The sequence below is a fragment of the Acetobacterium paludosum genome, from assembly GCF_008086595.1.
GTDB classification, from domain to species: domain Bacteria; phylum Bacillota; class Clostridia; order Eubacteriales; family Eubacteriaceae; genus Acetobacterium; species Acetobacterium paludosum.
The window spans coordinates 104,948-121,346 of the sequence record NZ_RXYA01000009.1 but is presented as its reverse complement, the minus strand read 5'-3'; the positions used below and the strand labels follow the sequence as shown (position 1 = coordinate 121,346).

Sequence of the window (16,399 nt, the reverse complement as noted above, 5' to 3'; positions counted from 1 at the left end):
TTTGCGATCAGTTTCGCACGAAACAACTCTTACACTGTTCGCCTACACGTTACAGAATTGTTTGTGGAAACTACTCGCCAAGCAATAGCAGTTCGACGTTTATAAGTTTTGTGATTGACTACAAAAATAACAGAAAGAGAGAAAAGAAATGGAATTTATCAATAACCCGAGAGAAATCGAAGAAGGCAGTTTTGCGATCATTACTGAAGAACTGGGAGACCGGACATTCCCGGAAGAAATTGCACCGATTGTTAAACGGATCATTCACTCCACGGCCGATTTTGAATATGCCGATTTGCTGGAATTTTTGAATGGAGGCTATGAATGTGGAATGGCCGCCCTCAAGCAGGGAAAGAAAATTTATGCCGATACCCGGATGATTCAGGTTGGCGTCAACAAAAAAGCGTTGGCAGATCATCAAATTGAAATTGTGAACTACAGCCATGATGCTGATGTGGCAGAAGAAGCTAAAAAGAGAGGCGTTACGCGCTCGACTGTTGCAATCGAAAAAGCCATTAAAGATGATTCCGTTGGCATTTTTGCAATCGGAAACGCGCCGACAGCGCTCTATACCCTGATTGAAAAAGTCAAAGCGGGCGAAGCCAAACCGGATCTGATCATCGGTGCGGCGATCGGTTTTGTTGGAGCTGCCCAGTCGAAGAAAGCGCTGGATCAGATCGACAGTCCCATCATCCGGATAAATGGCAGAAAAGGGGGGAGCCCGGTGGTCGCCGCGATTCTCAATGCGATGCTGTATCAGCTGGGCAGAGAATGGTAGAAAGATGCTGAAAATTTGAAATAGAGTGCGTTAGGTTGCTACTTTATAATGTTGAGTGATGCTTAAGCATAGAAATTAAAAAAACAAGGAGTACAAAATGAAAAAAAAGGTGATTTTAGTATTGACAATTGTATTGGCAGCTGTGTTTGTATTGGCGGGATGTGCCGGCCAATCGGGTTCAGGCAGCTCAAATAAAGGTGAGCTGGAGGTACAGTATGCAAAGAATTTCAATATCAAGTATTTGGATAATGGGGTTGTCTTAGTTACTGACGGAAAAGACCGCCAGACTCTGATTGTTCCTGAAGGAAAAGAGAAACCATCCGGTTATGATAATGCCCAGGTGGTCAATGGAAACCCGGATAAAATATTTCTGGGCTCTACGACCCACAGTTCATATTTACGGGTGCTGGGAGACGATGTGTTCGACAAAGTGGCTGCGGTATCGACCTACGATGTGGGAAAAGGTCAAATCGAACAGATCGATACCAGAATGGCGGCCGGAAAAATCAAATTTATGGGCAAAAACAGTGCCCTGGATTATGAAGCCTTGGTGAGTGTCGGCGTCGATCTGGCATTTATTTCTTATACCGACTATGATACGGTTGGTCCAAAACTTGATGAATTGGGAATACCTTATATTGTTGACTCGTCGGGTTTGGAAACAACCGTTTTGGGAAGAATGGAATATACCAAACTATTTGCGGCTTTCCTGGGAAAAGAGCAGGAAGCGAATACTCAGATTGACAATGCGGCTAAACACCTTGATGAAATAAAAAAAGCGGTGGCCGGTTTGGATAAACCCACGGTCGTGGGGGGATACATTTATAACGGGCAGGTATTAGTGCGAAACGGCGGATCATACATAGCTGATATTTACACCATTGTCGGAGCGGATTATGTGTACAAAGATTTTGGTACGGCTGATCCGGGAAACTCTTACGTTACCTTTGAAGACTTTTACTCAAAGGGAAGTACGGCAAGTATCTTTTTCTATGAACCAATGGGGCAAAAGATATTTAAGAATACCGGAGAAATTTTCGATTCCGCATCTCTTGTTGCCGAATTGCCATCGGTCACTTCTGGAAACGTCTGGGCTTTTCAGGCGAACTGGTATCAGTCGGTTGACAAGCTCGACGATATTGTCGCCGATTATGCGGCGATTGTCCATCCGGAGGCATTCAAGGATCACCAGATCACCTATATGTACAAGGTGCCGGTTCAATAATGAAATAGGCGTTTGCGAATGGGTATGCGGACAGTGTGAAAATGTATTTTCAGTAGGTTGTTGCTAAACTCGTACCGACCAATTATTAATCTGTTGTGGTGCTGCAGATTCGGACACTCTTCGAGATGTCCGCTCTGAGGCACACAACATGATGTAACAATTGTCGGTACTTTGTTTGTTTTTTACCTCAATTTCTTATTAATGAACTGTCCGCCTTATAGTGTAAAAATTGGAGGAATTATAATGACAATGAAATTGGCGTTTTGCAGTGCAAATGGAACGGAGCTGGCGATTCTGAGCAAAGCGATAAAACTGACCAGAACAGCGTATGAAATTGATGTTTATGCTAGGAAAAATAAAGAATTCAATGATCCGGAGGAGCTCGATGAATTTATCGGATTTGCCCAAAATTCGGATTTCCTGATCATCTGTCTGCATGGCGGAAAAAACAACAGCATCGGATTTGACAGGATTGTTGCCGCCATGCCGGCGTCAGTCAGGATCTATGTTCATTATACCAACCCGATCGATGCGTTGGTTTCAGCCGAGTGTTCGACCGTTGACAAAACAGCTTACCTGCAGCTGAACCGGTATCTGACGTATAGCGGCTGCGAAAACTACCATCAGGCACTACTGTATCTGCTGAATCGGTCAGACAAAATTTCCGGCGTGTATCAGGAGCCAGCACCTCTGCCATGGGAAGGAATCTACCATCCCGACTTTGAAACGCTTCCGACGTTGGCAGAATATTTGAAAGAAAAATACGAAAAGGGCAGGCTGTCAGTCGGCATCTGGTTTCACCGGGAGCACTGGACAAATGCCGATACGAAATATGTGGACGCCTTCATCAGAGAATTTGAAACCCGAGGGATGAATGTCATCCCAGTGTTTCGCAAAACACGTCGAGAAGAAGATCTCGGCAATATGGGACTGGCAGAAATTCTGGCGCATTATTTTAAAATGGACGGAAAACCGGTGGTGGATGTGATGGTAAATCTGATGAGTTTTTCCGCTTCGATGATGAGCTATAAAAGCAATGTAAGAAATCAGTCGCTTGATGCTGTCTTAGCAGATTTTGGCGTGCCGATTTTAAAAGCGATGGTTGCCTTTACAGACAGAGAATTTTGGGAAGATTCGACCCAGGGGCTTTCGCCGGTGGATGTGATTGCAAACGCCGCCCTGCCGGAGATGGATGGTAATATCATCACGCTGGCTGGCGCATTTACGGATTCAGGCACCCGCGATCCATTGACCGGCGCCAGGATTGTCGTTCATCAACCGGATGGGGACGGCATCCGACACATTGCCGACATTGCCGAGAACTGGGCGAAACTAAAGCATCTGGAAAACAAAGACAAGAAGGTAGCCATCTTGTTTCACAATTATCCGCCGCGCAACGACACCATCGGCAGCGCCTTCGGGCTGGATTCAAAAGACAGCGTTGCCAATATCCTGAAGCTGCTGAAGAAAAATGGCTATTATCTTGAGACAATGCCCGAAAACGGCACGGCGATTATCGATGAACTGCTGTCGAAAACGACCAACGATCTGAGATGGGCGGCGCCGGAGCAGATGGTTAAAAAAGCGGTTGATACGATTTCAAAGTCTGCTTATGAGACCTGGTTTAAAAAGTTGACACCAAAAGTGCGCGATGAAATGACCGAATTCTGGGATCAGCCGCCAGGTGAATTTTTCTGTCATCAGGAGCAGCTGGCTGTGCCGGGAATCATCAACGGGAATATTTTTATCGGCATGCAGCCGCCGCGGGGCAACACCCTTAATCCCGAAAGCGTCTATCACAGCCCGGATCTGCCGATGCCCCACAATTACTATGCCTATTACGAATGGATTCGCCAGGTGTTCAAAGCCGATGCTATCATTCATGTCGGCATGCACGGCTCACTGGAATGGCTGCCGGGAAAAGCACTGGGACTGTCCGAGTCCTGCTATCCGCGCATCGCTATCGCAGATCTGCCGCACCTGTATATTTATATCATCAACAACCCGGGCGAAGGAACTCAGGCCAAACGGCGCAGCAACTGCTGTATCATCGACCATATGATACCGGTGATGGCGCGGGCGGAACTCTACGATGAAACAGCGGCGCTGGAAACCCAGCTTCAGGACTATTACAAATGCAAGGCGATGGATCCCGGCAAGCTCGGTTATCTGCAAAAAATCATCTGGGAAAAGGTGCTGGCGATAAATCTGCACCGGGACCTCAATCGGGATGATGCTCAGCCTGCGGATTTCGACGGATTTCTGGAGCAGCTGCACGATTATCTGAGTGAGTTGAAAGAAACGCAGATCAAAACGGGACTGCATACGCTGGGAGCGGCACCGACGGGTGCAAAGTTGATCGAACTGTTGTCGGCAATGACCCAGTTGCCCAATGGCGAAACGCCGTCGCTGCGACGTTCCATCGCCAGATTCGATGGTTATGACCTGGATGAACTGCTTGACAACCGGGGGAAACTTAACAAAAATGGAAAGACAAATGCCGATGTGCTGGAAGATATTTATGCAAAATCCATCGCGTTTCTCGAAGTTTTAGCCAAAACGGATTTTGCGAAAAAGCAGATTGATACAGTCTGTAATCAGGTTTTTGGCTGCGTTGATTCAGAAATCCAAAAGGTGGCAATTTATATCTGCACCTTTCTGGTTCCCCGTCTTGCTGACTGCCAGAATGAACTGACCGCGATCACCGACGGTCTGGACGGTAAGTTCATCAAACCGGGACCGACTGGGAGTCCAAGCCGGGGGATGGCGCATATTCTGCCGACCGGCAGAAATTTCTATTCAATCGACCCGCAGACCGTACCTTCGCCAACCGCCTGGGAAGCCGGCAAACGTCTGGCTGATGACATGCTTGAAAAGTACCAAAAAGAGCAGGGACAGTATCCGGAGAATGTGGGAATGGTGGTCTTCGGCACCTCAACCATGCGCACCGGCGGCGAAGATGAAGCGGAGATCCTCTATCTGCTGGGAGTCCGACCCATTTGGCAGAAACAGAATGCCTATGTCAGGGAACTGGAAGTGATTCCGCTTGATGAGCTCGGCCGGCCGCGAATCGATGTGACGACGCGCATCAGCGGTCTGTTCCGGGATACTTTCCCGAATCTCGTTGATCTACTGGACCGGGCGGTGCTGGCTGTCGCCGATCTGGATGAACCGACAGAGATGAACTTTGTCGCGAAGCATGTCCGAAAAGACATCGAGGAACTGCTGGAAAAAGGTATCGATTACGACAGCGCCCGGGAGGAAAGCAGTTACCGGATATTCGGGTGCAAACCCGGTGCCTATGGGGCCGGCGTCTGCAACATCATCGATACGAAACAATGGAACACCGTGGATGATCTGGCCCAGATTTATCTGACTTGGGGCGGTTATGCTTACAGTCAGAAAAGCTATGGCAAACAGGCGCCGGAGTTGTTCAAAAAAAGATTGTCGGTGATGGATGCGGCGGTCATGAATCTGGATTCCCGGGAATTCGAAATGATCGACAGTGATGATTTCTATTCTTTTCATGGCGGGATGATTGCCTCGGTGCGCGCATTCAAGGGAGAAGACCCGGTCGGGCTGATTGGAGATAGTTCCAATCCGGAGCGGATCAAAACCCGAACCGTCAGCGAGGAAACGCGCTTTGAACTTAGATCCCGGGTTTTCAATCCGAAATGGATCGCGGGCATGAAGGAGCACGGTTACAAGGGCGCCGGCGATATTTCCCAGATTGTGGATCATATTTTTGGCTGGGACGTGACAGCCCAGGTGATGGATGATCAGCTTTACGAGGAACTGGCGAAAAAATTTGCCCTCGATCCGGAATTTTCAGAGTGGTTGAAGGCAGCTAATCCCTGGGCGCTTCAGAATATTACTGAACGCCTACTGGAAGCCGTGCAACGGGATATGTGGGAGGCCGATGACGAAATGGTGGAGCAACTGAAAAAGTTATACCTTGAAATGGAAGGAGTTGCAGAAGAGTGCTGAAAAAAACGAAGGCAAAAGCTATTTTGAAAGAAAAAGTGCTGATCGTCTTATGGACGACCAGCCGGTGCAATCTCAACTGTAAATACTGTTACGCCGCTGCCTGGGAAAAAAGGGCGGATATGGATTTTGAAACCGCCAAAGCGGCGTTGGATTATTTCGCCGATTGTTCGATGAAAGTCCAGTTTGCCGGAGGGGAGCCACTGCTGAATGTTGATTTGATTTGCCGAGTGGTTGAATATGCCAAATCGAACGACTACGATGTCGCTTTTCAAATGCAGACAAACGGCACATTGATTACTCCAGAGATTGCCACCGGCATTAAAAAGATGAAAATTGCTGTTGGTGTGAGCCTGGACGGCCCCCCGGCGATAAACGAGAAGCTGCGGGGCAAGACAAACGCAGCGGTCAATGGTATCAAGCTGTTGGGGCAAGCAGGCATCCGGGCAAATATCAATGCTGTTGTCACGAAGCAGAATGTTTCTGAATTGCCGAACCTGGTAACCTTTGCATTCTATCTGGGCAATGTTCCGGGAATCGGTCTGGATCTCATCCGGGAAGCGGGAAATGCCAAAAGCGGTCTGGTCGAAAAAGCGTCACCTTTACAACTGACAACGGCATTAAAAGGGATGCAGAGAAAATCTGAGGAACTCTTTAGGCTCTCCGGCAGGTGGGTTAAACTACGTGAAATCGAAGCAGCAAAGAATCGGCTGAAGTGCTCATCCTGCGCTAAAGATTATTGCTATGCCGCCTGCGGGCGTTCATTTGTTATCCTACCGGACGGAGATGTTTATCCTTGCGGCTCGCTAATCGATAAGTATGAATATTTTATGGGAAATATAAAATATGGGAAAATGAAGGTCATTACATTGGCAAAGATCATGTCTGACAATTGTCGTGATTGCTCCTATTATTCCATCTGTCCCGGAGGATGCCCCTCGCGGTTGATTGTAAATAATATCATAACAGAAGAGCAATCTCTGGACTGCGTTTTAAAGAAAACGGCTTTTGATATGGTCAGGCAAAAACAGGGGAATTGATAATGCTAAATATCCACTCATTATTACAAATTGGTAGCGTCATTCAAAATTAATCCATATAGCTTTGTTCTTCATTAACAACTATTTTTGATTTTTCTTCAAAATGACTGTTAATATAATAGAAAGAAAGCACACAGAGGGTAATGCATATTCCTGGAGGTAAGTACCAATTTAATACGCCACGGGAAAAGCCGCCACGGGAAAAAGCAAAATTGATCATGCTTCCCCAGGTAACATGAGTAGGATCGCCCAGGCCCATAAAGCTAACGGTTGCTTCCATGAGCATACAGCTGGCGACGGACATAATATATTTTGCGAAAATAACGTCTGAAAGATTGGGGATAATGTGTTTCAAGACAATTTGTTTTTCAGAAATTCCTGAGATTGTTAAAGCCTCTACAAAGGGTGAGTGTTTGATTTGTTTTGTTCTCGCACGAACAGCCCTGGCGGTTGAACACCAGCCAAGAAGGGAAATAATCAAAATAATATTAAAAGTTCCAGGCCCTACAAAGGCAGCAACAACCACCATCATTGGAAGTGTTGGAATGAGAAGAAATATATTAATGATAAAATCTAATCCTTCTCCAGCCCAGCCTTCTAAATAGCCAGATAAAGTACCTAAAGTAGTTCCGATAATCAGGGAAACAAAAGCGGCGCAGAATCCTGTGAAGAGTGTTCGGGACGCAGCATAAATTAATTCTGAAAAAATATCATAGCCCATATCATTTGTGCCGAGAAGATGGGATAAGGACATGGCTAGCCAGGGAGAAAACATCTCCTTTGGATTGTAGGGAGAAAAAATGCCCGGTAGTATTGACCATAATAGGAAAACAATCATGATAATGATGCCAAAATATAGGGAATAAAATTCTTTTTTAAAAGAAGTTCGTTTAATTGCTTTCATAAAAACCAAACCTTTGCTTAGGATCGACCATTACACAGGTAATGTCCGTGAGGATGTTAGCTAAAATGACGATAATTGAGATAATGAAAAAGCACCCCTGAAGGGTTGGAAAATCTCGATAGATTGCTGCTTCGTAAAGAAGTTCACCCATTCCGTTGATTGAAAAAATAATTTCGGTAATCATGGATCCGGAAATCACAAAGGCGAGATTTAGACCGACGAGGGTAATAAAGGGTGGACAAACATTTTTGAAAATATGGACAAATTTTATGCGAAAGCTGCTGATGCCTCTTGCTTTTGCATATAGAACATATTTTTCTTTTGTAGCGCTTTTAACGGTGTTGCGAACCATCATATATTTAGGTGGAAGACTTAAAAGAACAATGGTTGAAATTGGAAGAATCAGATGTTTAATGCGATCGCCAAAGGCCAGAATTGCATGATGTGGTACCACAATTGAATTTAATCCTCCTAAAGGAAAGAGTCGAAGTTTAAAGGCAAAAAAAGTTACAATGACCATGGCCAGTAAAAAAGAAGGAATAGCATTAATAATAATAAAAGCAGTTGTCACACTTTTGTCCAAACGTTGTTTTTTTGTATATCCCATGGTGCAGCCAAGAAACATCCCGAGAATTGAAGCCAGAAGAATGCTGGGGATCGCGAGCTGAAGCGTGTTGGGAATACGATTTTTCATCAGATTGGCGACCGTATCATTATAATGATACGAGTAACCCAAATCACCGCTGAAAAGATTGACAAGATAGTTTTTGAATTGGATGCTGACGGGATAATTAATTCCCAATTTCTCTTCAAAGCTTTGATATTGGGCAGCAGAAATAGATTCTTCATTCTGACCGGTGAGCATTAAAACTGGATCACCAGGCATTAATCGCGGAAGAAAGAAGTTTATGATAATAATGGCTGCCAGGCAGAGAATACTGGATATGATTTTTTTGGTTATATCACTCATTTTAACCTCCGTGATTTTATTAAAAAGTTAGAAAGAGCTGAAAAACAGCTCTTTCTACTGAAAAAACAGTGCTTATTTTTGGGAAATCGAATACCAGGTTTGCTGGTTGACAATTCCAAAGGTACCATCGATTGTAAAGTTATCATATTTACTGTTATAGGCTTGCAGATAGACATCCCAGTAAAGAGCAATTGCGGGAACACTTCCGGCATAATATTCCTGACATTCTTTGGCGGCTTGATCATATTCTGCCATCGTTGTTGCAGCTTTGAGTTTGTCGACAATCGAGGCAAAAGCCGGATCCATTATCTGTCCCTGGGCATTGCTTTTAAGACGTCCATCCAGATAAGAAGTACTCATACCGGCTCCCATGTTCATGCCGAAAGAGGTAAAACGTGAAAGCATACTGACGTCGGTGTGTTCCGTTTCAGTCATGGATCGGAAAGTTGGAACGTCAACACTATTTAAAATAACATTGATACCAATCGCCTTAAGATTTGACTGAAGAAGTTCGCCAACTCGCGCATAAACAGGTTTGTCGGTGCGAACGAGAATTTCCAAATCCAGAGGAGTTCCGTTGATCTCCAGGATACCGTCGCCATTGGAGTCGATAGCGCCAGCATCAGAGAGAATTTTTTTAGCGCCATCAATGTCCAGTTTTAATGCCGCTGTGTCGATATAACCTTCATTGCTTTTTGGAATGAAGCCGTAATTTGAAGGAATACTGTATTCAGAACCAAAAAGTTCACGACATTTTTCATAGTCAATTCCCTTGGCAATGGCCTGACGAACCGGTAATGAATTGACCGGTGTTTTTTCGTTGTTAAATATCAATACAAGCGGATTACTGGTGTCCTGAACTTCGGTAAGGGTAATATTACCGCTGCTTTTCAAGTCTGCAGCAGCACTGGGGTCAATACCCCCTGCGTAGAAATAGACCATTCCAATTTCTTCGGCTTTTAACGCCATGTACATGGTATCGGTATTTTTGAAGAGCTTGACATTAATGGTTTTTATATTGGGTTTACCGCCAATATAATCCGGATTGGCTTCAAATTCCAATACTCCGGCATCGGCATCGAAGCGAACAAATTTATAGGGCCCGCAGCCAATGGCGGCAGCATCATCTTTAAAACCGGCATAATCAGTGACATTTTCAAAAATATGTTTGGGAATAATGCGAAGCGTCGTTAAATCGTTTAAAGCTCGAATATTGGCGGTTTTATAAACCAATTGGATGGTTTGGTCGTTCACAATATTGATGGCTTCAAGCTTATCCATTCTGCCAGCATTTTCCATCTTATCAAGATATTCAATGGTGAATTTCACATCTTCAGCGGTAACCTTTTCACCATCATCCCATTTAAGACCGTCTTTAAGGACAAAAGTCCAGGTTTTTCCGTTATCAGCCGTGGAATATTCGGCCATCATCGGCTGAATCTCATTATTTTCGTCTAGACGCACTAAGGCCAGATGCGTCAGTGTTCCAGAAAGAACATTGTAATAATAATCGCTACGTGAAATGGATTGAATATCCATGGTGGTTCCAATAACCATGGAGTCGATTGTTTTTTGGGTGGAACAACCGGTAAAGCCAATTGCAAAAAGACAGATTGCCACGATGATGGATAGAGATATTTTTAAATTTTTCATTTTCTTTCACTCCTTATTTTGTAGAATTAGTTTTCCCTCAGAGAGGTGATAAATACGATTAGAAAAAGCTTGTACAAGTGGTTTATCATGAGAGATAAAAAGAATTGATAAACCATATTTTGTCATGAGATTCAGCAATATTTGGATAATCTGAGCCTGAGCAAGAATATCTAGCATAGAGGTTGATTCGTCGGCTATAAGTAATTTGGGATTAAGTGCTAAAGCTTTCGCTATTACGATCCGTTGGGCTTGCCCTCCTGAAATTTGCGACGGATAACGATTTGCCAGTTGGCATGGTAACCAGACCTGTTCTAATAAGGCATTAACTTGTTGGGCAGCTTCTTTTTTGGAAGGGGAAAGACCATGGGCTAGTATCGTTTCGGCGATGGCATCCCCGACCTTCTGCTTGGGATCAAGGGATAAAAAAGGCTGTTGAGGGATCAATTGGATATCCTTTCGGTATTCAGTTGAAAAAGACTGGTTGGGGCTGATAAGAAGATTTCCCCGATAGAAAATATTTCCCTGGTCGGGCTTGATCGTGCCGCTGATAATGCGGGCAATGGTTGATTTTCCTGACCCGCTGTTTCCGGTAATGCTGACAACTTCTTTTGGTTTAATATAAAAACTGATGTCATCAAGAATCTTTTCAGTTTTTTTTCGAAAACCAACTTTAAAATCTTTGGAAATGTTTTCAACTTTTAACATGATGACACCAAACCTTTGTCTGATCAATGATCTGTTTTTCCGGTTTATCGGTTTGACACTTTTTTGTTGATTGCGGACAGTGGGGATAAAAGGTGCAGCCGGTATTCAAAAAATCCTGAGGAATTGAAGCTTTGCGTGAATTCAGGGAAAAACCATTAATTGGAAGAGCAGCGATCAGGCTCTTAGTATAGGGATGAGAAGGATTGTTTAATATTCTTGTACAATCTCCATATTCCATACATTCACCGGCGTACATTATAAAAATATTTTTGCAATAGTCGGCAACAGAAATATCATGGGTGATAATAACGATTCCAGAATCACTGAACACCGAAGTAAGTTCTTTTAAATAGGCCATGCTTGTGTTTGAATCAATCCCCCTGGTGGGTTCATCGGATATCACCAATTTAGGAGAAAAAGTCAAGCCCATGGCCAAAACGACACGTTGCGCCATGCCACCGGAAAGTTGAAAAGGATATTTGTTCATAATAGAATCAGGATTTTGAAAAGAAACGCTGTTTAGTAAATCACAGGCTGTTTTTTCCAGAATGCGTTTATCTTTTATTCCGGTCCTTTTTAAGGTTTCATAAATTTGGGTTCGTACTTTTAATCCCGGATTGAGAAAATCTGCACCACTTTGAGGGATTAAGACAAAATCAATACCACGCATCCGGCTTAATTCTTTTTCGCGAAGGGATAAAAGATTACAATCATCAAAAGTCACCGTGCCGGATGCAGTACAATTTTCAGGAAGCAACCCAAAAATTGACAATGCGGTCATCGTTTTACCACAGCCACTTTCACCAACAATTGCGAGCGTCTCACCCTGTTCAAGTTCAAAAGATAAATCGTTTACAATTCGATGGCTTCCATGCATTAATTGTGAGTCGATAGTTAAACCAGTAATTGATAATATTTTTTTCAAGATCAACAACCTTTCTGGAGTAATTTTCAAAGTAAGTTATTTTATAAAAAAAGAAAAAAAATAAGACCTACCTAACTCCTGAGAGCAAGCAAGTCTTCAGACTTTTACATCAAACAATTAATTTCATTCTTTTGTTGATTGTGTACACCTTCAAAATGCACATTGAGTAGAGTATAAATTAAATAATAGAAAAAGTCAATAACAAATCAGAATAAATTGCAACTGCCTCAATTTTCATGGCTATTAATTCGATAGGTCATTGCTAAAGGACAGTACATGTTTTTATTTGACAAGAGTACTGGAATATGTTAAAATTTAAACAATTCAATACATGTATATACAAAGTCATGAAGACAAAATTTCAGTTCGAAAACTGAAAATTGTTTTTGTGGCTTTTTTTGTTTGTACAAGACATATTGAAACTTAGATGAAAAATCGATATCAGCAATTAAATACATAGGTACAAAGTCATGAAGACTAATTTTCGGTTCGAAAACCGAGGCTTTTTTTCGTGGCTTTTTTATTTTGTGCAAATCAGGAGGTGTAGGCGATGCTTGAAATCATCAACCTGGGAAAGACCTTTCAAAACAAGAAGGTGTTGGATAATATTAACTTCAAAGTAGAAAAGGGCGAATTCTTCGGCTTGCTCGGTTCCAACGGCGCTGGCAAAACCACGATCATCCGGCTCATCTCAACGCTGCTGCTGCCATCCAAAGGGAAAATTCGGCTGGATGGCCAGGAAATCAGCCGCAACAGCGTCGAACTGAAACAGAAGATTACGACGGTTACCCAGGAATATACGCTTCGCGGCGACATGACGGTTACAGAAATCATGGAATATCAAGGACGCCTTTACAAAATACCGAAGGATCAGCGTCGAAAAGCGACCAAAGAACTCCTGACATTCTGTGGCTTGATGACGCATCGAAAAAAGAGAGTCCGAGAGCTTTCTGGCGGCATGAAGCGGAAGCTGATGCTTTGCCGGGCGTTGCTGCCCAAGCCCGAGCTGGTACTGTTGGATGAACCAACCGTCGGTCTGGATCCGTTTTCCAGACGGCAGATGTGGGACTTAATCAGCGGGTTAAACCGTCAGGGGATGACCTTCATTCTGACTACGCACTATATGGAGGAGGCTCAGCTGCTCTGCAATCGCATTGCATTGATTGATGAAGGCTGTCTGTTGGAGATTGCGCCGCCGCTTGAGATGATCAAACGGCTGGGCGTTATTGCTGTTGATGTAGCTACCGCCGCGGGAATAAAACGGGAATTCTTTCAGAATAAAGAACTGGCAATCGCCTATGCAGCCAATCTTAATGATCCTTTTACCCTACGGGAAACAAATCTGGAGGATGTGTTCATCAAACGTTTGGGAAGGGGGATTGATTAAAATTGGCGATTCTCACGGTTTTATGGGAAAAATGGATTGAATTTAAACATGAGTGGTTCAAAATTACGGTAACTGCTATGATCAGTCCCATTTTATATCTGATTACCTTTGGTATCGGTATGGGAATGGATAAAATGGTGGACGGTCATCCATATCTGGAATTTCTGATTCCGGGGATCATCGCATTAACCACCATGAATGCCAGTTTTAATGCCATTGGCATGTCCCTCAATGTCCAGCGGCTGTACGAAAGATCTTTTGATAATGTACTGGCGTCACCCACCCCCCTGGGACAATACATCATTGGACAGATGATTGGGGGAAGTTTGCGCGGACTGTATGCCGGATGCCTGATTCTGGGAATTTCATTTCTGTTTGGAGCGGCTATTCATGTAAATGTCATTTTTTTTGTGGTGATGCTCATCAACGGAATGGCATTTTCGGCTCTGGGTGTCATGGCGGCGATTATTTCCAAAACCCATGCGGATATCAGCCGTTTTTCAACCTTCGTCATTTTACCGATGACCTTCATTGGTAATACTTTTTTTTCGCTAACCGGTCTGCCGGTGATTTTAAAGATGCTGGTGCAGTTGCTGCCTTTAACCTATGCCAGCAGTCTGCTGCGGCAGCTTTCATACGGCGAAGGGGTTGACTGGCTCAGCCTGGCGGTGCTGGTTGCTTACACTGTTGTGTTTATGCTGATCGCACTGCTTCGTATTAATCGCAGTAAAAATTTATAAAAACGCACAAAGCACAAACTAATGTTGCTTTGCTGCCGGTTTCGCAATCAATTTGGTAACGAGCCAATCACAAGCTCGCTTGTAGTTGGCGACTGCCCGCGACCTTGAAGAAATTCGCGTAGCGATTTCTTCTGGTGATTTGCGAAAACCGGCAGCAAAGCCAACAGTAACTTATATGAGGAGGCTGTGTTAATGAATAAAAATTACTATCCGTTTACTGCCATTATCGGTCAGGAAGCCATGAAGAAAGCGTTGCTGTTGAATGTGGTCAATCCTAAAATTGGCGGCGTCCTGATCAATGGTGAAAAAGGGACAGCAAAGTCTACAGCGGTACGGGCGCTGGCACCGCTGATCGAAAAAAAGATTGTGGAGCTGCCGCTGTCGATTTCCGAGGATCGTCTGGTCGGTTCCATCGATATGGAAAAAACCCTGGCAAGCGGTTCCGTTTATTTTGAGGCTGGAGTGTTGAAGAAGGCGGATAAAAACATCCTATATGTGGATGAGGTCAATCTGCTCCAGGATTACATCATTGATATTCTTCTGGACATTAGTGCTAACGGAGTGAACCACATCGAGCGTGAGGGGGTTTCATTCAGCCACGCAAGCGAGTTTATTTTGATCGGCACAATGAATCGGGAGGAAGGCGAGCTGCGATCCCATTTTCTGGATCGCTTTGGCTTGTCTGTGAATATTAGGGGCGAAAAGGAGCCCCGTTCCCGGGTAGAAATACTGAAAAGACAGTATCAGTATGAAGAAAATCGTCAGGCGTTCTGCCAATCCTATGGGGCTCAGGATGCGAAGCTGAAAGCAGTGATTATTGACGCTAAGGAACGGATGAAAGGTGTTGTCGTGACCGAAGAGAATTTGGAGAAAATCATTTCACTTTGTCTTCAGGCCAACGTCATAGGACACCGGGCAGATCTGGTGATGGAACAAACGGCTAAGGCTATCGCGGCTTTAAACGGCCGGCTCGAGATCACTGATGCGGATATTGAGGAAGCGGCTTTTTTTGCTTTGACGCATCGCCAAAGGGATCAGGAACCGCAGCAGCAGGATCAGGAAAATTCGGAATCTCCGGAACCGGAAGACGAAGCGGATCCGAATGAAAACCAGTCGGACCCGGATGATGATGAACCGCCTTCTGACGGGGATGGTCAGAATCAGGAGGAATCGGAACCGTCAGACAAGAATGACGATAAAAAGAAACAGAAGCAACCGAATCAGCCGCAAACAGAGAATTTCAAAATCGGACAGGATTTCAAACTCAAGGATTTCGGGCATCAGTCGGATCGCCGGTTTAGAAGGGGTCAGGGCAAGCGGACCAACATCCGCAGCGCCTCCAAATCGGGACGCTATATTTTTTCCACGATGCAGCGCAAAAACAACGATCTGGCTCTGGATGCCACCATCCGGGCAGCAGCGCCGTTCCAGCGAGAACGGGAACCAAGCGGCATGGCCATCACGATTTATGAACAGGATATCCGTGAAAAGGTTCGGCAGAAAAAGATCGCCAATCTGTTGGTCTTCGTGGTGGATGCCAGCGGCTCCATGGGGGCCAACCAGCGGATGGTTGAAACGAAGGGGGCGATTATGTCGCTGCTCAAAGACGCCTATGTGAAACGGGACAAGATCTGTCTCGTTGCCTTTCGGGGCGAAGAAGCCCAGGTGCTGCTGCCGCCAACCCGCAGCGTAGAGCGAGGCTACAAACTGCTGGAGAATATGGAAATCGGCGGCAGGACACCACTCAATGCCGGTCTTTCCAAAGGCATTCAGGTGATTAAAAGCGAACTGAAGAAGGCCCCAGAGCTGATGCCGATGATGATCGTGATTACTGATGGAAAGGGCAACGTGAGCTTAGCGGACGACCAGAAACCGAAAGCCGAACTGCTTGAAATCGGAGCGAAAATCCGGGACTTCAAGCAAGTCAGCACGATGGTGATTGATATCGAAAAACAGGGAATGATGCGTTTTGGCATTGCCAAAGATTTGGCGGTGATGATGAATTCCGAGTATCGGGCCATGGATGAATTACAAAGTGATAAATTACTAAATATCGTAGAAAGCATGAGGGTGACAGCATGACACATT

12 protein-coding genes are annotated in these 16,399 nt (G+C 44.6%); 7 read left to right on the top strand and 5 right to left on the bottom strand.

The window, feature by feature from the left end:
• Window positions 1-148: 148 nt before the first annotated feature.
• From FZC41_RS10620 to FZC41_RS10605, 4 genes are all read left to right on the top strand, one after another.
• On the top strand, window positions 149-778 hold the full coding sequence (locus FZC41_RS10620) for a precorrin-8X methylmutase (RefSeq protein ID WP_148567384.1): 630 nt from the start codon (window positions 149-151) through the stop codon (window positions 776-778).
• Between the two features lie 97 nt (window positions 779-875).
• Window positions 876-2,003, top strand: a complete 1,128-nt coding sequence (locus FZC41_RS10615) for an ABC transporter substrate-binding protein (protein WP_148567383.1) — start codon at window positions 876-878, stop codon at window positions 2,001-2,003.
• A 201-nt stretch (window positions 2,004-2,204) separates the two neighbouring features.
• Window positions 2,205-5,990 (top strand): cobaltochelatase subunit CobN, encoded by a 3,786-nt coding sequence (cobN, locus tag FZC41_RS10610; RefSeq protein ID WP_148567382.1) that lies wholly within the window; start codon window positions 2,205-2,207, stop codon window positions 5,988-5,990.
• Window positions 5,984-7,027, top strand: coding sequence for a radical SAM/SPASM domain-containing protein (locus tag FZC41_RS10605; RefSeq protein WP_148567381.1), 1,044 nt, complete (start codon window positions 5,984-5,986; stop codon window positions 7,025-7,027). Before cobN ends, FZC41_RS10605 begins: the two co-directional genes overlap by 7 nt.
• 49 nt (window positions 7,028-7,076) lie before the next feature.
• Here the strand turns inward: FZC41_RS10605 and FZC41_RS10600 are convergent, their stop codons facing one another.
• From FZC41_RS10600 to FZC41_RS10580, 5 genes are all read right to left on the bottom strand, one after another.
• Window positions 7,077-7,931: an ABC transporter permease gene (locus tag FZC41_RS10600; RefSeq protein ID WP_148567380.1), complete on the bottom strand. Its 855-nt coding sequence runs from the start codon at window positions 7,929-7,931 to the stop codon at window positions 7,077-7,079.
• A complete protein-coding gene (locus FZC41_RS10595) occupies window positions 7,918-8,901 on the bottom strand; it encodes an ABC transporter permease (protein WP_148567379.1) in 984 nt (327 codons plus the stop codon). The genes FZC41_RS10600 and FZC41_RS10595 overlap by 14 nt, the downstream gene beginning before the upstream one ends.
• A 72-nt stretch (window positions 8,902-8,973) precedes the next feature.
• On the bottom strand, window positions 8,974-10,554 hold the full coding sequence (locus FZC41_RS10590; RefSeq protein WP_148567378.1) for an ABC transporter substrate-binding protein: 1,581 nt from the start codon (window positions 10,552-10,554) through the stop codon (window positions 8,974-8,976).
• A 6-nt stretch (window positions 10,555-10,560) separates the two neighbouring features.
• A complete protein-coding gene (locus FZC41_RS10585) occupies window positions 10,561-11,259 on the bottom strand; it encodes an ABC transporter ATP-binding protein (RefSeq protein ID WP_148567377.1) in 699 nt (232 codons plus the stop codon).
• Entirely contained in the window at window positions 11,246-12,184 is a 939-nt protein-coding gene (locus FZC41_RS10580; RefSeq protein WP_148567376.1) for an ABC transporter ATP-binding protein, read from the bottom strand. Before FZC41_RS10580 ends, FZC41_RS10585 begins: the two co-directional genes overlap by 14 nt.
• A gap of 550 nt (window positions 12,185-12,734) precedes the next feature.
• On the opposite strand from FZC41_RS10580, the gene FZC41_RS10575 reads away from it, so the two are divergent.
• The 3 genes from FZC41_RS10575 to FZC41_RS10565 all read left to right on the top strand — a co-directional run bounded on the left by FZC41_RS10575 (window position 12,735) and on the right by FZC41_RS10565 (window position 16,393).
• Complete coding sequence (locus FZC41_RS10575) at window positions 12,735-13,571, top strand: ABC transporter ATP-binding protein (RefSeq protein ID WP_148567375.1); 837 nt, start codon at window positions 12,735-12,737, stop codon at window positions 13,569-13,571.
• Window positions 13,572-13,573: 2 nt separating this feature from the next.
• The gene (locus FZC41_RS10570) at window positions 13,574-14,311 is read left to right on the top strand and encodes an ABC transporter permease (protein ID WP_148567374.1); all 738 of its coding nucleotides are present in this window, start codon (window positions 13,574-13,576) and stop codon (window positions 14,309-14,311) included.
• Window positions 14,312-14,503: 192 nt separating this feature from the next.
• Window positions 14,504-16,393, top strand: coding sequence for a VWA domain-containing protein (locus tag FZC41_RS10565; RefSeq protein ID WP_148567373.1), 1,890 nt, complete (start codon window positions 14,504-14,506; stop codon window positions 16,391-16,393).
• Window positions 16,394-16,399: the final 6 nt, after the last annotated feature.